Source organism: Streptomyces sp. MS06 (assembly GCF_047200655.1).
In the GTDB taxonomy this organism is placed as follows: domain Bacteria; phylum Actinomycetota; class Actinomycetes; order Streptomycetales; family Streptomycetaceae; genus Streptomyces.
In genome coordinates this window covers 38,083-56,763 of record NZ_JBJZOJ010000029.1, presented here as the reverse complement: position 1 = coordinate 56,763, position 18,681 = coordinate 38,083, and the positions used below count along the sequence as shown (strand labels likewise).

18 protein-coding genes and 1 pseudogene are annotated in these 18,681 nt (G+C 70.3%); 13 read left to right on the top strand and 6 right to left on the bottom strand.

The window, feature by feature from the left end:
- The first annotated feature begins 61 nt into the window (after positions 1–61).
- Positions 62–616, top strand: a complete 555-nt coding sequence (locus ACL02U_RS17655; protein ID WP_412791828.1) for a DUF1877 family protein — start codon at positions 62–64, stop codon at positions 614–616.
- Positions 617–787: 171 nt separating this feature from the next.
- Here the strand turns inward: ACL02U_RS17655 and ACL02U_RS17650 are convergent, their stop codons facing one another.
- From ACL02U_RS17650 to ACL02U_RS17640, 3 genes are read right to left on the bottom strand one after another with little or no spacing between them, the layout of a single operon-like run.
- Positions 788–1,162: a VOC family protein gene (locus ACL02U_RS17650; RefSeq protein WP_412791802.1), complete on the bottom strand. Its 375-nt coding sequence runs from the start codon at positions 1,160–1,162 to the stop codon at positions 788–790.
- 46 nt (positions 1,163–1,208) lie between these two features.
- The gene (locus ACL02U_RS17645) at positions 1,209–1,766 is read right to left on the bottom strand and encodes a hypothetical protein (protein WP_412791801.1); all 558 of its coding nucleotides are present in this window, start codon (positions 1,764–1,766) and stop codon (positions 1,209–1,211) included.
- A 7-nt stretch (positions 1,767–1,773) separates the two neighbouring features.
- Complete coding sequence (locus ACL02U_RS17640) at positions 1,774–2,256, bottom strand: copper-binding protein (RefSeq protein WP_412791800.1); 483 nt, start codon at positions 2,254–2,256, stop codon at positions 1,774–1,776.
- Between the two features lie 122 nt (positions 2,257–2,378).
- On the opposite strand from ACL02U_RS17640, the gene ACL02U_RS17635 reads away from it, so the two are divergent.
- The 7 genes from ACL02U_RS17635 (at position 2,379) to ACL02U_RS17605 (ending at position 8,021) form a co-directional block, all read left to right on the top strand.
- Positions 2,379–2,963 (top strand): RNA polymerase sigma factor, encoded by a 585-nt coding sequence (locus ACL02U_RS17635; RefSeq protein WP_412791827.1) that lies wholly within the window; start codon positions 2,379–2,381, stop codon positions 2,961–2,963.
- Positions 2,964–2,968: 5 nt separating this feature from the next.
- Positions 2,969–3,628, top strand: coding sequence for a hypothetical protein (locus tag ACL02U_RS17630; RefSeq protein WP_412791826.1), 660 nt, complete (start codon positions 2,969–2,971; stop codon positions 3,626–3,628).
- A gap of 198 nt (positions 3,629–3,826) precedes the next feature.
- Entirely contained in the window at positions 3,827–4,153 is a 327-nt protein-coding gene (locus ACL02U_RS17625) for a rhodanese-like domain-containing protein (RefSeq protein WP_412791799.1), read from the top strand.
- A 45-nt stretch (positions 4,154–4,198) separates the two neighbouring features.
- Positions 4,199–5,428 (top strand): FAD-dependent oxidoreductase, encoded by a 1,230-nt coding sequence (locus tag ACL02U_RS17620; protein WP_412791798.1) that lies wholly within the window; start codon positions 4,199–4,201, stop codon positions 5,426–5,428.
- A gap of 129 nt (positions 5,429–5,557) precedes the next feature.
- Complete coding sequence (locus tag ACL02U_RS17615; protein ID WP_412791797.1) at positions 5,558–6,943, top strand: MBL fold metallo-hydrolase; 1,386 nt, start codon at positions 5,558–5,560, stop codon at positions 6,941–6,943.
- 264 nt (positions 6,944–7,207) lie between these two features.
- Positions 7,208–7,405, top strand: coding sequence for a hypothetical protein (locus tag ACL02U_RS17610; RefSeq protein ID WP_412791796.1), 198 nt, complete (start codon positions 7,208–7,210; stop codon positions 7,403–7,405).
- 10 nt (positions 7,406–7,415) lie between these two features.
- Complete coding sequence (locus ACL02U_RS17605) at positions 7,416–8,021, top strand: class I SAM-dependent methyltransferase (protein ID WP_412791795.1); 606 nt, start codon at positions 7,416–7,418, stop codon at positions 8,019–8,021.
- 344 nt (positions 8,022–8,365) lie between these two features.
- Here the strand turns inward: ACL02U_RS17605 and ACL02U_RS17600 are convergent, their stop codons facing one another.
- A complete protein-coding gene (locus ACL02U_RS17600; protein ID WP_412791794.1) occupies positions 8,366–9,202 on the bottom strand; it encodes a DUF2637 domain-containing protein in 837 nt (278 codons plus the stop codon).
- A 397-nt stretch (positions 9,203–9,599) separates the two neighbouring features.
- Positions 9,600–9,701: pseudogene (locus ACL02U_RS17595) on the bottom strand (IS3 family transposase); the annotation flags it as partial.
- A gap of 224 nt (positions 9,702–9,925) precedes the next feature.
- On the opposite strand from ACL02U_RS17595, the gene ACL02U_RS17590 reads away from it, so the two are divergent.
- Entirely contained in the window at positions 9,926–10,180 is a 255-nt protein-coding gene (locus ACL02U_RS17590; protein ID WP_412791793.1) for a hypothetical protein, read from the top strand.
- A gap of 711 nt (positions 10,181–10,891) precedes the next feature.
- Here the strand turns inward: ACL02U_RS17590 and ACL02U_RS17585 are convergent.
- Positions 10,892–12,316, bottom strand: coding sequence for a non-reducing end alpha-L-arabinofuranosidase family hydrolase (locus ACL02U_RS17585; RefSeq protein ID WP_412791792.1), 1,425 nt, complete (start codon positions 12,314–12,316; stop codon positions 10,892–10,894).
- Between the two features lie 635 nt (positions 12,317–12,951).
- Between ACL02U_RS17585 and ACL02U_RS17580 the strand changes: the two genes are divergently transcribed.
- From ACL02U_RS17580 to ACL02U_RS17565, 4 genes are all read left to right on the top strand, one after another.
- On the top strand, positions 12,952–14,385 hold the full coding sequence (locus ACL02U_RS17580) for an endo-1,4-beta-xylanase (RefSeq protein ID WP_412791791.1): 1,434 nt from the start codon (positions 12,952–12,954) through the stop codon (positions 14,383–14,385).
- A gap of 444 nt (positions 14,386–14,829) precedes the next feature.
- The gene (locus ACL02U_RS17575) at positions 14,830–16,365 is read left to right on the top strand and encodes a glycoside hydrolase family 43 protein (RefSeq protein ID WP_412791790.1); all 1,536 of its coding nucleotides are present in this window, start codon (positions 14,830–14,832) and stop codon (positions 16,363–16,365) included.
- Between the two features lie 86 nt (positions 16,366–16,451).
- Complete coding sequence (locus tag ACL02U_RS17570; RefSeq protein WP_412791789.1) at positions 16,452–17,000, top strand: LacI family DNA-binding transcriptional regulator; 549 nt, start codon at positions 16,452–16,454, stop codon at positions 16,998–17,000.
- Positions 16,964–18,595 carry a hypothetical protein gene (locus ACL02U_RS17565; protein ID WP_412791788.1) on the top strand — a complete coding sequence of 544 codons (1,632 nt, stop codon included), beginning with the start codon at positions 16,964–16,966 and terminating at the stop codon, positions 18,593–18,595. Before ACL02U_RS17570 ends, ACL02U_RS17565 begins: the two co-directional genes overlap by 37 nt.
- Positions 18,596–18,681 lie beyond the last annotated feature (86 nt).

The following is an 18,681-nucleotide window of genomic DNA, read 5'->3' as shown; positions in this document are numbered from 1 at the left end:
CGACGCGCCGGCGGCGGGCATCCCGCGTCAAGCGACGGGGCGGCCCGACACGTGCCACCGGATAGGCTCTGCCCGTTCGGCCCGAGAGGCGGGCCGCCAACCTGGAGGGCTCGTCGCACTGAGCATCCACCTGCATCTTCGCGCCACTGCGGAGTCCGAGATCCGGGACGACCACACCTGGCTTGCGGCGTTCATGGCCGAGGCCTGGGACAACCACCCGGACGAGTACGCGGCAGGCGTCGCCGACTCGATCGAGAAGGTCTTCAACTCCGTCCACGACCTCCATGCCGCAGCCGAGGCCCTCGGTGCCGGCGTCGGCAGTGCCTGGACCCTGCCTGTTTTCGGCGGCCGCCCTGTGGCGTACGGCGCTGACGCCGACCCCTCCGGCCCGCCCCTGATGCTTCTGGAGTCACGCGGGGTGTCGCAGGCCGCGGACTTCCTCACTGCTGTCTCCTTCGACGAGCTCTGGAACGTCGCCGGTGCCGAGCTCGGCGGCTGGATGAGGGATGAGGAGCAGGTCAGGCAGGAGTTCTCGGATATTCACCGGGACCTGCAAGCCTTCTACGGGCGGGCGGCTTCCGCGGGCCACGCCGTGGTCAAAGCGGTGTGGGCCTGAGCCGGTGGCCGATGGAGCGGTGACGGGGAGACCTGACGGGGGCTCGGCGGATGAACGACAACCGCGGAGTCGGCGTCCCGTGTGCGACGCCCGGCCGTGGCTCCGCGGCCGGGCGCTCGCCCCCGACATGGTCGGGGAAGGTGCGTGACCCCGCCCCCGCGGTGTCTCCTGTCAGTCCCGGACGAGGCAGAACGGGTGTCCTGCCGGATCAGCGAAGACGCGCCAGCTCCGCTCTCCGTCCCCCTCGTCGAGCAGTGTGCCGCCCAGACCGAGGACGTCGTCCTGAGCCCGGTCCATGTCCTCGACACCCAGGTCGAGATGGAACTGCTGGGGCCGGGTGGGATCCGGCCACCGTGGAGGCTGATGGTCGGCCACCCCCTGGAAGGCCAGCACGAGCCCGTCGGTGTGGAGCGTCGCCCAGTCCACGCCGATCGACCACCGCGGATCCGGCTGGTTCACCACGCCGCCGAGAAGCGACTGGTAGAACCGGGACAGCTCAACGACGTCGGCGCAGTCCAGCACCACACACTGCAGCTTGGCGATCATATGCGGCAGCGTCCCACGACCCTTCGAGCACGGACTCGCAAGCCGTTCACGGACGTAAACGCAACGGTGTTGACCTCGTGGTGACCGCGCTGGAGTGTCCGAGCAGGTCCCGCAGGATCAGCAGCGGATCGGCTTTCACTGAAGTCCCGCCGGGCCCGCGGCGCCCGGCTCGAAGGACGCCCTTGCGTTTTCGCTGACAGTGACGGTGATGACGGCGGTGGCCGAGGGAGGCCACCGCCAGGACGGTCAGGACCGCCGTGCCCGCCGTCTCGACGTACACGGTCGGGCGGACCAGCTCCGCGTCGATCGACTCGCCGAAGCCGAACAGGCCGGTGGTGAGGCTCAGGATCAGCCCGCCGAGCGTTCCGGCCGTGAACAGCGCGGTGGCGGCGGCGACCGGCCCGAGCCGGCGCACGGGCGTGACGAGCAGCGTCACGGCGAGCAGGGTGCCGACGACGCCGTTGAGCAGGAAGAGCGGCCCGATGGTGGCGAGGTCCCGGTAGCCCTCGGCCCACAGGCGCAGATGGATCGCGGCCATGGTCGCCGTCAGGCCCGCGCCGGCGAGACGCAGGGCGAACCGCGCGGCCGCTCGGTTCGTGGTCATGGCCGCCTCAGTAGCCGTTGCCCGGGGACTGGTCGTTGTTCGACGGCTTGTTCGTGGACGGCGCCGGGGCTCCGCCGACCGTGATACCGGTCTTCATCCCGAGGTCCTTGTGCCCGTCGATCGGACAGTAGATCTGGTACGTGCCGGACTTCAGCGTCACCGTGAGGGCGGTGGACTCGCCGGGCGAGACGGTCTTGCTGCGGTTCGCGCCGCCGGGTCCCTGGACCACCAAGGCGTGTTCGTGGTGGCCGGTGTTCTTCGCGGTGAAGGTGTAGGTGCCGGCCGTGAACTTCTCCGTCGAGAGCTTGATGTGGAAGTCGGACAGCTCCGCCGTGACCTGGCTCGCCGAGGTTCCGGACTTCGGCGGGGGCGGCGCCGTCGCGGTACCGCCGCTGCCGCTACTGCTGCTTCCGCAGGCGGCGAGCACGGCGGTCAGGCCCCCGGCGGCCACGCCGAGGAGCACGCGTTGTCGGGTGCTTGGGATGGTCATGAGTCGGTCCTCCGGTTCGTCCCCTGGTAGGGGATACGGAGGCGGCCGGCCCGGGGATTGCGTCGCGGGCGGGACAATGGCCGTGAGGCAATCCCTTCGGGGCGGTGAGGCGTATCACTGGTATGTGGCGCATGGGCCTTTCTCTCGGGCGGGTATCCGACGAGACGTTGCTCACCGGTCTGACGACGGGCGATCCCGAGTTCGCGGTCGCGTTCGTGCGCCGTTTCCAGCGCAAGGTCTTCGGTGTGGCCGTCGCCGTCGTCGGCGACACCCAGCTCGCCGAGGACATCGCCCAGCAGACCTTCGAGCGCGCTTGGCGGCACGCGCAGGTGTACGACCCGCGTCGGGGCTCCGTACGGGCGTGGCTGACGGCCATCGCGCACAACCTGGCGATCGACGCGGTCCGGGCCCGGCGGGCGAGCCCGATGATCCCGGAGGACCTGGACGCGCTGCTCGGTGTGGTCACGGAGACGCCCGAGCGGCGGGCGCTCGCCGACGACAGCGCGGAGCGGGTGCGGCGGGCGGTGGCGGAGCTGCCCCCGGAGCAGGCGCGGGCGCTGGTGATGGCCGGGATCTACGGGATGACGGCGCGCGAGGTCGCGGCGGCCGAGGGCGTTCCGCTGGGCACGGCGAAGACCAGGATCCGGACCGGGACGATCAAGGTGCGGGCGCTCCTCGAACCGGCGGAGGGAGGGCGAGGGCGGTGAGCGGCATGGAGTGCGAGCGTTTGCGGGAGCTGGGCGCCGAACTGGCGCTCGGAGTCCTGCCGGCCCGCGAGCGGGCCGAGGCGGTCGCCCACCTGGACCGCTGCCCGGAGTGCCGGGAGCACGTCGAGCGGCTGACGGCGGTCGGTGACGGGCTGCTCGCGCTGCTGCCGGGCGCCGAGCCGCCGGTCGGTTTCGAGTCGCGGGTGGTACGGGCCCTGGGCGCGGCACCCGTGCGGAAGTCGCGCGCGCACCGGCTGCGGCTGGCGGCGACCGGGCTGGCCGCTGCCCTGGCCTGTGGGTTCGGCGGGTGGGCGGTCGGCGCCGCCGTCGTCGGGGGTGCGCCTGCGGCGGTCTCGCAGCGGACCGGGGTCGTGGAGGCCGCCCTGGTGTCCGACGGCCACGAGGTGGGCCGGATCTACGCGCACTCCGGCAGCGCGGGCTGGGTGTACATGTCCGTCGACCTCGGCCGGCCGACCGTCGACGGGCCGGTCCGCTGCGTGCTCGTGCACGCCGACGGGTCGACGGTCCCGGTGGGCTCGTTCCCGATCAAGGGCGGCTACGGGTACTGGGGGGCGCCGGCCGGGACCGATCCGACGACGGTGACCGGCGCCCGGCTGGTGTCCGCTGACGGAAACGTCCTGGCCACGGCTCGGTTCCCCGGCTAGGAGCGTGGGCCGGCAACGGCTTGGCCCAGCCGAGGCCGAGCGTGGGGTCCCTCGGTTGTCACGGCTCGTTTCCGGCCCCGGCAGGGAGCCGGGAGCCACCCCTTGACCGAATACCCCTGGGGGTATTTGACGCCGACCTCCGGTCCGCCGTACTCTCGCCGGAGAGATACCCCAGGGGGTATTTGAGGAGGCAACGACATGGCTCGTGAAGTGACGCAGGAAGCGTTCGCGGCGGCCTGGGCCGACGGCGCGCTCGTGGTCGACGTCCGGGAGGCGGACGAGTACGCCGCCGGACACGTGCCCGGCGCCCGACCGATGGCGCTGCGCACCGTGCCCACACGGAGCGGTGAGCTGCCGCACGGCCGACCGGTGTTCGTGATCTGCGCCAGCGGCAACCGCAGCAGGGCCGCCGCGGACTGGCTGAACTCCCGCGGCCTCGACGCCTACTCGGTGATCGGCGGCACCGGCGCCTGGGCCCGCGCCGGCCGTCCCGTCGCCACCGGTGCGCACGAGCACGCCGCCTGACCTCCCCCGCCCCCGTACGCCGGCCAGCAGGAAGGGAGCACCGCCTTGGCCGCCACACCCTCCCCCACAGACCACCCCCTCTCCGGCCGCCACCGCGTCGCCGTCATCGGCGGCGGCAGCGCCGGCATCAGCGTCGCCGCCCGCCTGCGCCGCGCCGGTGTCAGTGACATCACCCTGGTCGAACCGTCCGACACGCACTGGTACCAGCCGCTGTGGACTCTGGTGGGCGGTGGCCAGGCACCCCTGCGTGTCAGCCGCCGCCCCGAGGGGTCGGTCATCCCTGACGGCGTGCGGTGGATTCGCCGCCGCGCCCAGGCCGTCGACCCGGAGAACCGCACCGTGACCCTGTCCGGCGGCGCCGAACTCACCTACGAGCACCTGGTGATGGCACCGGGCATTCAGCTGGACTGGGACGGCGTCCCCGGCCTCGGGCAGGCCGTCGGTCACGACCGGGTGAGCAGCAACTACGCGCCGGAGTACGCCCCGCGCACCTGGGAACTGATACGCCGGATGCGCTCGGGCACGGCCGTCTTCACCCACCCGGCGACCCCGCTGAAGTGCGGAGGCGCACCGCAGAAGATCGCCTACCTGGCCGCCGACTACTGGCGCCGGCACAAGGTCCTCGACGACATCCGCGTCGTCCTCGTCCTCCCCGACCCGGCGATGTTCAAGGTGCCCGGCTGGTCGCAGGTCCTGGAGGAGGTGGTCGCCCGCTACGGCATCGAGGTGCGGCTGCGCTCCGAGATGACCGCCGTCGACGGCGACGCCCGCGAGGTCACCATCACCGACCACGCCAACGGCACCAAGGAGACCCTCGGCTACGACCTCCTGCACGCCGTGCCGCCGCAGAGCGCCCCCGACTGGGTCAAGGCGAGCCCGCTCGCCGACCCGGCCAGCCCGCAGGGCTTCGTCGCCGCCGACAAGCACACCCTCCAGCACCCCTCCTACGAGAACGTCTTCGCCGTCGGCGACGTGGCGAACCTGCCCACCTCCAAGACCGGTGCCGCGGTGCGCAAGCAGGCCCCGGTGGTGGCCGGCAACCTGCTCGACTTCATGAACGGGCGTTCCCCCTCGCACCGTTACGACGGCTACACGTCCTGCCCGCTGGTGACGGCCCGGGACCGGATGCTGCTCGCCGAGTTCGACTACGACCTCAACCCCGCGCCCTCCTTCCCGCTGCTCGACCCCTTCAAGGAGCGGCGCTCGATGTGGGTGTTCAAGCGGTACGGCCTGCCGCCGATCTACTGGCACGGCATGCTCACCGGCCGCCTCTGACCGGTCGGCCCGGGCCTCCCCCGGTCCCGGGCCGACCACCGCACCCCGCCCTCCGACGAGGGCGGACCGGACTCTTCCGCACAACCCCCAGGCATTTGGTCCCCATCCGGACGTGGAGGTCACCCGACCATGTTCTTCGCCCAGTACTACCTCGACTGCCTCTCCCAGGCGTCGTACCTGATCGCCGACGAGAGCACGGGCAGGGCCGTCGTCGTCGATCCCCGCCGCGACGTCTCGGAGTACCTGACCGACGCCGCCGCCCACGGTTTCACCATCGAGGCCGTCATCAACACCCACTTCCACGCCGACTTCCTCGCCGGCCACCTGGAGCTCGCCGACCGCACCGGCGCCTGGATCGGCTACGGACAGCGCGCCGAGGCCGAGTACCCGATCCGCGAACTGGTCGACGGCGAGCGCATCAGCCTCGGCGACGTCCAGCTCCAGATCCTGGAAACCCCGGGCCACACCCCGGAGTCGATCAGCGTCCTGATGTACGAGCACTCCGGCGACACCGTCCCCTACGGCGTGCTGACCGGTGACGCGCTGTTCATCGGCGACGTCGGCCGGCCCGACCTGCTGGCCTCCATCGGTGTGACCGCCGACGAGCTCGGCAGGATGCTTTACGACACCGTCCAGAACAAGCTGATGGGTCTCCCGGACGCCGTGCGGGTCTTCCCGGCCCACGGCGCCGGCTCCGCCTGCGGCAAGAACCTCTCCACCCAGCGTCAGTCCACCATCGGCGAACAGCGCGCCACCAACTACGCGTGCCGGCCGATGAGCGAGGAGGAGTTCGTCGAACTGGTGACGGCCGGGCAGCCGTCCGCGCCCGCCTACTTCGTCCACGACGCCGTCCTCAACCGCAGGGAACACGGCCTGTTCGACGCGACCGCCGCCCCCCTCCCGCTGACTGCCGAGGAGTTCATGCGGCGACGCGCGGCCGGAGCCGTCGTGGTCGACGCCCGCTCCCCGCAGGACTTCGCCCCCGGCCACCTGCGCGGCTCGCTCAACGTCCCCGCGGACGGACGCTTCGCCGAACAGGCCGGCATGGTCGTCGCCCCCGAGCAGGAGATCGTCGTCATCGCGCCGCAGGACCGGGAGGAGGAGGTCGTCACCCGGCTGGCCCGGATCGGCTTCGACAGGGTCGGCGGGTATCTGCGCGAGCCCGAGGGGGCCTTCCCGGCCCTGGCCGACGAGATGGAGCAGGCCGGCCGTCTGACCGTCGACGAACTCCGCCGGCTCCTGGACGGCGACGAACCGCCGCTGGTGCTGGACGTGCGCAACACCGCCGAACGCGAGGAAGGCTTCATCGGGGATTCGCTGCACATCCCGCTGGCCGAACTCGCCCGCCGCATCGACGAGATCCCGGCCGGCCGCCCCCTGGTCGTGCACTGCGCGGGCGGACACCGCTCCTCCATCGCCGCCAGCCTCCTGCGCCACACGGGCCGCAACGACGTCTCCGACCTGCTCGGCGGCTACGGCGCCTGGCTCGCCCTGCCGGCACCCGCCGACGTCTGATCCCCCGCGCTCCGGGCGGCGACCGCGGCGGCAGACTGCCGACGACCGCCGCGGTCGGCACCGGCCGGTCCGCTCCACGAAGACCTTCGCCGACCGGCCGCCTCACCGGCCCGCACATCGCCCGCCCGGGGCTTCGCGGCCCTCGTCACGGCGACCGCCCCCGCCGGCGGCGTGATCGGGGGGCTGCCGGTCGGGCGGCGGATCCCGCAGGACACGCCGGGGCGCGGTGCACGTCCCCCGGACCCGGCCCTGAGGAGGTGTTACGTGAAACCCACCCCGAAGTGCGTCCTGGACCGATCCCGCCCCTGCAACGCGTGCATCGCCCCGGACCCTCGCAGCTGCCCCTACCCCTATCTGCTCGCCGGGGACGACACCATGGACCCGGACGACGGCGTCGGCACGGACGACGGCATCGCCGACGACGGCATCGCGGACGACGATTCCGCGCACGCGGAGGAATGAGGCGCAGGACATGGACGCAGCGGGCTGGGACGAGCGCTACCGCGGCGGCGAACTGGTGTGGAAGGCCGAGCCCAACCGCTTCGTGGCCGAGGAACTGGCCGGTCTGAAGCCGTCCGGGCGGGCGGTGGACCTCGCCGCCGGCGAAGGCCGCAACGCGGTGTGGCTCGCGGCGCGGGGCTGGGAGGTGGACGCCGTCGACTTCTCCGCCGTGGCCCTGGAGAAGGCCGAGCGGATCGCCGCCGCCCGGGGAGTACGGCTGCGCACCGTCCAGGCCGATCTCACGCTCTGGGCGCCTGCGGAGGCGACGTACGACCTGGCGCTGATCGCCTATCTGCACCTGCCGTGGACGGACATGGCCCGGTTGCTGCCCCGGGCCGCATCTGCCGTCCGCTCGGGCGGCACCCTGCTGCTCGTCGGCCACGACGCGGCCAATCCCGAGCGCGGATACGGCGGCCCGCAGGATCCCCGCGTGCTCTACACCGCCGAACAGGTGGCCGACCTGTGGCGGCCCTGCGCCGACATCCTGCGGGCCGAGACCGTCACCCGGCCGGTGACCGACGCCGAGGGCAACAGCCGCACGGCCCTCGACGCACTCGTCCACGCCGTGCGGAGGTAGGGACCCGCCCGGCACTGATCACGGCTGACGGCGCCCGCGCCGAAAGCGTCGAGGCCGGCCTGTCCTGCGCGTTCTTCGCCCTCGACGCCACCGCTGAGGGGCCCGTCCTGGTTCGCGCCAGGACGGGTTCGGGCTCCCTACCGCGCCGGCGCCGGGTCCCGCCCGGACGAACAGCGGGGTCAGGAAGCGTTCAGCGGTGCCGCGGCGTCCGGATGACCTTCCGGCCAAGCGACCGCGTCGGGGTTCTCCCGGGTCCAGCGGGCGCAGACGGCCCCTCGGTGGCCGACTGCGGAAGCGGGCGGCGACAGCGGTGCGGAAGCGGGCGCGCGAGTGGTCGAGCCGCATCAGACACGACGCGATTTCGGAGTGGCTGACTCGCTCTTGGTTGCAGGAGACTCCGGATGCCCGGAGGCGGTGCGCTGCCCGTGACGAGAGTTGCCGTGGCGCGGTGGCCTGGTCAGCGTGATTTGGCGGACCAGTTGTTGAAAGCATGCCAGGCATGCAAATGTCGGCAAGGCGGCCGCAGCGACACCGGCGAAGGTCCGATCGGCGTCTACCACGCAGAGCGCCACGGCGAGAGAGGAGAACAGCAGCACGACGAACCAGGAGTGCGCAGCTCGTCGTTGGTGCAGAGCGGTCCGCAGGATGGAGAGCGAGGCGACAGTCCAGGGCCCGTAGACGAGAAGAGGCCACCAGGGCAGCGTGCCGGACTGCGTACCGGAAGCGATGCGCTGCAAAGGAGCGTAGGCGATCAAGCCGCCGAAAACGCTCACCATCGCCACAATGGCGGCAGTGAATGCGGCGATCATGAAACTGACCGTCTGTAACCACGAGAAGTGGCGTTTCCGAACCCGCACTTTCCGATGTCCGACAGAACGGGTCCGCAAGGGTGGCAACTCGCCAGTGATCCTTGCCAGGTTGTCCATCGAGTCACTGGTGAAGTCGGTGTCGGGCGATGGCTGGCTACGCGGTGGCGGCACGGCGCCTGCCTGCTCCGCTGCTGCGGGGTCCTGCAAGAAGAAGGTGAGTTCCTCCACAGCGTCCCAGCCGTCATCCAAGGGGGTCGCCGAGTGCCAGCCGCCGGCAGGACCCCGGTACTGGGCGGTGGTCAGACCGGTGGGACGCTCATCGGGATACCCCTCATGTCGAGCGAAGGACAGATCCGGATACTCGTCACTCACTGGGACTCGCCCCCCTCACATGGTCGTGTAGCAGGCGGAGCACTCCTGATCGTTCCACCTTCCGTTCAGTTCCTCCTGAGTCGCGTCCAGCATCGTCAGGAGTTCACTGAGCAGTGATTCGATGATCCGGAGTTCTACTGTCGCACCGTCTCGGTGCAATGCGCCGACAGCCTCGGTCGCCGGGCCCTCTGCGGCAGGTGCGCGGGGGTATCGCCTCACTGTCACAGCCCGGGCCGCCAGCAGATCCTCCGTCGACGCTCGGGAGGGTCCCGAGCCAAGGGAACTTGCTTTCGTCATATTCCGCTAACGCGGTAGGCCTGCTCCAGATGCGCGGCAATCGAGTGAGCCTAATTTGGTGAATAGCCGATGAGAACGTTTCCTCGATTCATCAGCGGTGCATGACCCGTCCGACGCGCTTGTGGTTCACGTGCTCGCCGTCGTCGCGCGGCTCGGCGGTGATGCGGGGGCGGCCGTAGGTGCCGTCCCACACGGCGTGGACCTCGATCCTTCAGACGTGATCCTGCCGGGTGACGTGGTCCGTTCATGCCGTTTGTTCCGACTGGCGCCGGATGGAATCTTTGCGTGTCGCTGCGGCTGCGCCGGGCTTCCACGACACCGGCAAGTACGTCGCCACACTGCTGCGCCCGGCAACGCCCCGCCCAACGACGTCGCCGACCACAAGACGGTGCCGGCCGCCGCGCTGCGGCAGCTCCCGCTGCCGCTGTGGTCGAAGCTGCTGGTACGGATCGACGGGGGGCCTTCAGCCACGACGCCCTCGACCACCTCCAGAGCCCGACCGCCAGCCCGCGCCGGGAGCGCTGGGTGACCGGCTGGGCCATCAACGAGACGGACGAGCAGGCCATCGCGCTGCTGCCCGAGAAGGCGTGGACGGCCGCACTGCGGCAGGACGGCGAGGTCCACGCGATCAAGGGACCCGACAGCGACATGGTCGCCGAGATCACCGGGTCCGCGACCTGACCGGCTGGCCCGAGGGGATACGGCTGATCGTGCGCCGGGTCAAGCCCTCACGGCGGGACGCGAAGAAGCTGACCACCTCCGAGACGCGCACCGGCTGGCGCTACCAGATTGTCGCCACCAACGTCCCCTCCCACCAGGGACTTTCCGGGGCGCCCGGCTCCGGGCCGGTGTGGTTCGTCGATGCCCTCCACCGTGACCACGCCGAGATCGAGGACCAGGAAGGAGCAGACCAGCAGGATTCCGGCCCCATGGAAGCCGGCGCACCCGCGGCATCACGCGACGGCCGGTCCCGACACGACACGGGACATATCGGGCAGCCAGCCGCTCACGACGTCACCGTCAGCCCTCGGAAGATCGAGGCCGGTGAGAGCCATGGTCCTCACCGGTCATCCTGGCCCGCAACCTGCACCACACGTCATGCGTACGCACGAAACCGCGGTTCGGGAACTCTTCGCGGCCGGCTCAAGAATGGCACCGCAGTTCCCATGATGTGTCATCGGAAGACCGTCGGCATCGACGAGTCACACCTGTGTCCCCGCGGAGGTCATCGGTTCCCCCGCCCGTGCCGCCGGGGTGCGGGGCTGAACCCCGGCCGCCGCACGGCCGGGGTTCGTCTGCCGGGATCGGTCGGGAGGCGGCCTCACCGGCGCCGCGAACCGCTCGCCCCACCCGGGGACGGCATCACAGAGCGGTCACCGCGCATCGGGAGGGTCAGCGCCGCAGGGTGAGGACACCCGGCCGCCAGGGCAGTTGGTTGTAGTCGCCGCCCGCGTTGGGATCCTTGCCCTGGTAGAGGAACTGCAGGTTGCAGGGGTCGATGGTCATGGTCTGGTCGGGGTTGTTGCGGACCAGGTCACCGTGGCTGATGTCGTTGGTCCAGGTGGCACCGCTGTTGGCCTTGCCGGCGAAGGGGCTGCTCTCGCCGGTGGCCCGCGGGGTCCACGCCCCGCTCAGGCTGGAGGCCGTGAAGGAGCGGAAGTAGCGTCCGTTCGCGCCCATCGCCTCAACGATCATGAGGTACTGGTTCCGGCCCTTGACCTTGTAGACCTGTACGCCCTCGAAGAGGTGGGCCTGCGTGTCGCTCATGATCGTCGTGTACGACGAGCCGAAGTTGCCCGGGAAGTTCCCGATCGGCATGCTCGCCCGGTAGATCTTGCCGTTGTCACCGGCGAAGAACAGGTACATGTTCTGGCCGTCGGCGATCAGGGTCTGGTCGATCGGGCCGGTGCCGGAACCGGAGATGCTCCCGGTGAACAGCGGCTGCGGCGAGGACCAGCCGTTGGGGTTGGTGGGGTCGCTCGACGTGCGGTAGATGAAGGGCCACGCGCCCCACTGGTACGCCAGCACCCAGATGTTCCTGGGCGCGAAGTAGAACAGCGTGGGCGCCACCGCGGCCTGGCTCATCCCGGTCTGGCCGGCCGACGCCATGTCCGACCAGTTCGTGAAGGGACTGAACATCATCGAGCCGTACGACGATCCCGACACGTTCGACGCGTAGACCAGGTGCTTGCCGTTGTACGTCACGGTGGTGAAGTCCTTGACCGCGGCCCACCCGTTCGCGGGCTGCGCCAGCGCACCCGTCGACGTCCAGCGGTACGTCGACGGAAGAGCACACGTGCCGTCGGTCGGCGGCGTCCCACTCAGACCGGTCCACTTCTGGTTGCTGCCGCCGTTGCAGGTCCACAGTTGCACCGCCGTGCCGTTGGCGGTGCCGGCGTCCGCGACGTCCAAGCACAGCCCGGACTCCACGCCGACGATCGTGCCGTCGGAGTTCACCCGCCACTGCTGGTTCGCCCCGCCGGAACAGCTCCAGATCTGCACCCGGGTACCGGCCGTGGTGGCGTGGCCGGGAACGTCCAGGCACTTGCTGCCGTACACGGTCAACTGGTTGGCGTCCGTCGACGTCCACTGCTGGTTGGTTCCGTTCCAGCAGTCGTAGATCTGCAGGTACGTGCCGTCGGTCTGGACAGCGCCCGGCACATCGAGGCACCGGCCCGAGCCGACACCGCGCAAGGCGCCGCTGGCAGAGGCCTGGGCCGGGGTGGCGACGAGCATCGCCGCCACCGCGGCGAGGGTCGCGACCACGGCGGCGAGCACCGCAGACGGATGCCTGCGGCTGAAACTTCGTCTGTGCATGGGGACTTCCTCAACCTTGAGTGGACGGTTCCGGCTTGAGCTGACGGTTCCGGCCGGCCTTGTCAGAGACTGCCCGGACTGTCGGTGCGGTGGTGCGGCGTGGCGCTATCTGACGCATACATGTCATGCACGCCACAGTTCCCGGCGAATCCGAGTGTGGCGCTGCACCTCGGAAGCACCCTGCCGCGCGATGGAGCGATCCGATCTGTTCGTCATTTCGAACAAAGGTCGACCTATCGAGCACCCGGAATGATAGAGGGCCCGTATACGACGTCAACACCTCTCGCACATATCGCTGCCGACACCGAAAGATTCCGCGAAGCACGGACTCGGACAGCCCAAGCCACGTCGACCTCGACCAACTCGCTCATCAGTCAAGACCGAGCAAGTGACACTGATATGGACCGTCGAAAGTTTCGAACACAGACAGAAACTTTCTTCGAACCAAGTCTTGACGATGCATTATCAAGACTCAATCATTCATGTCGGAGAAAGCGGCCGCGGCTCGACATCTCGAACAGCATCGACCTTGAGGAATCCGTGCCGCGCGGCGGTCCCCGGGCAGAGCCGCGATGTGGTGCCCCGCCCCTGCGCGCTCACTCCTCCCCCCTCACTTCCCCCTTGGAGGCACAGTCATGGGCTCCTACGCCCTTGCCGGACCCGTTGCCCGCCGGAAGATCCGCGGTGTGGTGTTAGCGCTGTTCGTCGGCGTCCTCTGTGCGGCGTCCGCACTGGTCACGCCGCCGACAGCACACGCCGCGGAGAGCACGCTCGGTGCCGCTGCGGCGCAGAGCGGCCGCTACTTCGGCACCGCCATCGCCTCGGGAAGACTGGGCGACTCGGCATACACGTCGATCGCAGGCCGTGAGTTCAACATGGTGACGGCCGAGAACGCGATGAAGATCGACGCGACCGAACCGCAGCGGGGCCAGTTCGACTTCAGCGCCGCCGATCGCGTCTACAACTGGGCGGTGCAGAACGGCAAGCAGGTACGCGGCCACACCCTGGCCTGGCACTCCCAGCAGCCCGGCTGGATGCAGAGCCTCAGCGGCAGCTCACTGCGGCAGGCGATGATCGACCACATCAACGGCGTGATGACCCACTACAAGGGCAGGATCGCCCAGTGGGACGTCGTGAACGAGGCTTTCGCCGACGGCAGTTCGGGAGCCCGCCGGGACTCCAATCTGCAACGCACCGGCAACGACTGGATCGAGGTCGCCTTCCGCACCGCGCGCGCCGCCGACCCGGCGGCCAAGCTCTGCTACAACGACTACAACATCGAGAACTGGACCTGGGCGAAGACCCAGGCCGTGTACGCCATGGTCCGGGACTTCAAGCAGCGCGGCGTGCCGATCGACTGCGTCGGCTTCCAGTCGCACTTCAACAGCGGAAGCCCCTACAACAGCAACTTCCGCACCACCTTGCAGAACTTCGCCGCCCTCGGCGTCGACGTGGCCATCACCGAACTCGACATCCAGGGTGCCCCGGCCTCGACCTACGCCGACGTGACCAACGACTGCCTTGCCGTCTCGCGCTGCCTCGGCATCACCGTCTGGGGCGTGCGCGACACCGACTCCTGGCGGTCGGATCAGACGCCGCTGCTGTTCAACGGTGACGGCAGCAAGAAGCCCGCCTACACCGCCGTCCTCGACGCACTCAACGGCGGCTCCACCACGCCGCCCCCCGCCGATTCCGGACAGATCAAGGGTGTCGGCTCGGGCCGCTGCCTGGACGTGCCCGACGCCGGCACCGCGGACGGCACCCAGCTCCAGTTGTGGGACTGCCACAGCGGCACCAACCAGCAGTGGACGTACACCGACGCAGGCGAGCTGAGGGTCTACGGCGACAAGTGCCTGGACGCCGCCGGCACCGGCAACGGCTCCAAGGTCCAGATCTACAGCTGCTGGGGCGGCGACAACCAGAAATGGCGCCTCGCCTCCGACGGGTCGATCGTCGGCGTCCAGTCCGGCCTCTGCCTGGACGCCGTCGGGGGCGGCACCGGCAACGGCACCCTGATCCAGCTCTACTCCTGCTGGAACGGCAGCAACCAACGCTGGACCCGCACCTGACGTTACCTGCCGGCAACGAAAGAGCGCATCGATGACGGCCCACGGTGCGGTCGCTCCCGCGGCTCACTGAAAGCGTCGTGGATGGCCGCGGGTCGCCGCCGTGAGGGCGGCGACCCGCACTGTCCGCCGGCTCACCGCGAGGGAACACCGGCTCGGGAATCGCCACGCACTCCGCATACGACGTCAAGGAGAACAGGTCGCCATGCGGCGGAGATGACATACCGGCAGGTCGGCTGCCGCTTCCTGCTACGGCCGTCGCTGACCGCCCCACCGCGGTGCACGCGGATCGAAAGGTTTCGTGCCCGTGAGTGCACCGGGACCGGACCATTCCGACGCCGTGACCGCCTCAGTGGTCGGTGCGATCATCTCGCCCGTGACCAGCGGTTGCGGCAGCCTGATCTCACTCCACCGCGCCGCGCCCGCGGCTCGAAGGGAACACGCGCTTTGCATACATACGACAATCCGGTGATCAGCGGCTTCCATCCCGACCCGAGCGTGTGCCGCGTCGGTGACGACTACTACCTGGTGTGCTCCAGCTTCGAGTACGTCCCCGGGCTGCCCCTCTTCCACAGCAGGGACCTCGTGCACTGGGAGCACATCGGCAACGTGCTCGACCGGCCCGGGCAACTGCCGCTGCCCCTTCCCGGCGCCAAAGCGTCCGGCGGCCTCTACGCCCCCACGATCCGCCACCACGACGGCCGTTACTGGGTCGTCAACACCAACATCGACGGCGGCGGCAACTTCGTCGTCCGGGCCGAGCGTCCCGAAGGGCCGTGGAGCGACCCGGTGTGGATCGACCTGCCGGGGATCGACCCCGACCTGGCCTGGGAGGAGGACGGCACCTGCTGGTGCGCGTTCTCCCGCCCCGAGGGGGGCATCAACATGGCAAGGATCGACCCGGTCGAGGGTGAGGTGCTGGAGGGGCCCTTCGCCACGTGGTCGGGCAGCGGCCTGAAGTACCCCGAGGCACCGCACCTCTACCGCATCGGCGACTGGTGGTACCTGCTCATAGCGGAGGGGGGCACGGAACGCGGCCACAGCGTGTCCATCGCCCGCGCCCGCTCGCCGCGGGGACCGTGGGAAGGCGCCCCCGCCAATCCCCTGCTGTCCCACAGCGGTACCGCCCGCTCCATCCAGAACACCGGCCATGCCGACCTGGTGCAGGCTCCCGACGGCAGTTGGTGGATGGTGCTGCTCGGCGTCCGGCCCCGCGGCTTCACACCCGACGTGCACGTCCTCGGCCGCGAGACGTTCCTGACTCCCGTGGAGTGGAGGGAGGACGGATGGCCCGTCGTCACACCCGTTCCCGAGAGCCACCCGGCCCCCGGCGGCGCCTGGCACCCCGTGCCCGCGCTGACCGCCCGCGACGACTTCGACACGACCGCGCTCGCGCCGCACTGGATCTCGCCGTTCGCCCGGCCGGAGGACTCCTGGTCGCTCACCGAGCGCCCTGGCTGGCTGGTCCTCAGCGCCACCGGTACCACCCTCGACCGCCCCGGCTACACCTTCGTCGGCCGCCGCCAGCAGCACCACGACTGCCGCGTCACCGCTGTGATCGACCCGGATACGGGCCGCGGCGGCCTCAGCGTCCGCCTGGACGAGGCCCACCACTACGAAGTGGAGGTCGGCGACGGCGAGGCCTGCGTCATCGCCCGGATCGGTCCTCTGCACCAGACGGTGGCCCGCCGGCCGGTCGGGCCCGGACCGCTGACCCTCACCATCGAAGTCCGCACGTCCGACCTCGTGCCCGCGTCGCCCGAACTCACCGACGGCGGAACCACCGGCCCCGACACCCTCGCCTTCCGGGTCGGCGACCCCGGCGCCCCGGACACCCGGCCACTGGCCGAACTGGACGGGCGCTACCTGTCCACCGAGGTCGCCTGCGGCTTCACCGGGCGCGTCGTCGGCATGTACGCCATCGAGGGCGCGGTCGCCTTCGACTGGTTCGAGTACGTCCCGGTCCTGACGCCCGACGCCTGACGCCCGGCGCCGGGCGTCAGGCGTCAGGTGCCCGGCCGTGCGCGGCCCCCCGCGGACGGGGGAAACTGAACGGCCACGTCATCGGGATGCCGTGTCCCCATGTCCCCCCACCCGCCGGCACGCGCCCGACACTGTCCCTGGTGGCCAAGGCCGCCGGTACGAGCGTGCCCACCGTGTCCAAAGTGCTGCGCGGTGGGACCGACGTCTCGGCCGAGACGCGCGCGAAGGTCATGGAAGCCGTGCGGGCCGTCGGCTACACCCGCCGGACGGGGGCCAAGAGCGAGGGCGCCCGGGACGAGGCCGGCTCGTCCGACGTACTCGACCTCGTCCTCACCAACTGGTGGAAGGGCAACGTCACCCCTCCCCACCCGCGCCGGCAGCTCGGGCACCGGGCTCGCCGACCTGCCGGGCCGTACCGGAGATCACCTGGGCGCACTCGCCCGACTGCCCCGCTACGGTCGCCCCCGCGCGCACCCATGGTGACACTCGTAGCACCGAGAGTCACCGATGCCCGGGTGGGGGACGCTCCCGCGGCCGCCGCAGTGGCCCGGCGCAGCACTTTCCCCTCGGGGCATCGCACGAGTCAGGAGGAATCACCATGGGCCACGTCGCCCCGAGAATCCGGGCTTCGCTGACGTGCGCGATACTGCTCGCCGCCGCCGGGTGCGGCCAGCAGCAGGCAGGCACGGGGTCGGGCACGTCCGGCGACCCGATCAAGGCGGGGCTGGTCGCGAACCTGCAGAAGAGCGGGTTCGACGTCAGTCCCGGATACGCCAGGCTGTACACCCAGCAGGACTGCAAGGACTACACCTACCCGAAGCTGAAGAACTGCCTGGCGAACAACCCCGCGGCCCCCTACGTGGTACCCGTCGTGAAGACCTGGCCGGGCGAGTACGACGACCCGGCGATGGTGAACGCCTTCGGGGCGACACGTCCCGGCTACACGTCGAGCTACCGGCTCGATGCCCGGGACGCGCTCGTGATGTACGGCAGGATGCCGCCCCCGGGACGCTACATGAGCATCCAGACCTTCGAACTCAGCCAGCAGGGGCACTGGAAGACCAGCGACTACCTCAAGTGGCAGCGCACGACCGACGTCATCCCGATGCAGTACCTGTTCGACACGATCCCGCCCGACGGGCAGAAGTCGGACCGGACCCAGAGTTTCTCCTCGCTCGGGGACACCGTCAACAACGTCGGCATGAAGCGGCAGTCCGGTTACTCCTTCGACAAGGACCGGTACTTCATCGTCACCCCCAGCGCCACCACCGACCGCGCCGTACGCCGGGCCCTGCAGGCGCAGGGCGTTCCCGCCGAGGACATCTTCACCGAGCAGATCCCCGACCGCGACAGCCACGGAGAGATCGGGCCGCTCGGCATGGGCAGGAACGCCATCGACTTCTTCACCACGTTCCGGTACGCCCTCCCCGACCCCGGCCAGGAGCAGGCCGCGGAGAAGTGGCGGAGCAACCCCCCGATGACGGTGATGCGCGTGCGCGCCCCCGCCTCGGCCGGGCCCGTCCAGCGCTACGGGTCGCTCACCTACGCCAAGCGGACGGCCGACAGCGAGGCCGGCCTGGCGGGCGACATGGCGAACCTGATCAGCGCGGTGTGCGACCGCGTCCGCAGCACGGCGCACCTGCGGGCCGAGGACTGCACGCATCCGCTGCCGGAGTCGACCAAGATGGCCGACCCGGTGCGGGACTTCGGCTGGACCGGGCCCTACTGCCGCAAGATCAACATGAACTGCCTGGGCGACCAGCAGGACGCGGCGTACTTCGTGGCACCGCCACTCCCGCTCGACTCCGGACAGGTCTACGCGGTCGTCGACACCCTCGCCACCGAGACCGGCAACGCGACCTACAGCGCGCTGTCCATCAACGACGCCTCGTTGCTGGCGGGCGTGGCGAACGTGCTGGACACCACGCTCAAGGGCTCCGCCGACGGATACTCGAACACGGTCGGGAACAGCGGCAAGCTCTTCGTGCACTACTTCACCCGGGACTGCGCGGTGCTGCGGGGCCTGCCCGACTGGCCGAGGAACTGCAGCTCGATCAGCACGCAGTTGCTGCCGTCGCACCTGGACACCGCCGCCGAGGGCGACCCCGCTCTGCACGGCGAGTTCATGGCCGCGCTGCGTGACTACGTCAAGCCGGGCACCGAGCGCGGCCCGGACTCCTCGAAGCTGCTGTACCCGAGGATCCTGACGTTCACCCAGCGCGCAAAGTAGCACCCGTCCACCGGCCCCCGCCGCGCCCACGGGCCCGATCCGATCCGACGCACCCCGATCCCACGGGGCGGGTCGGATCGTGGTCG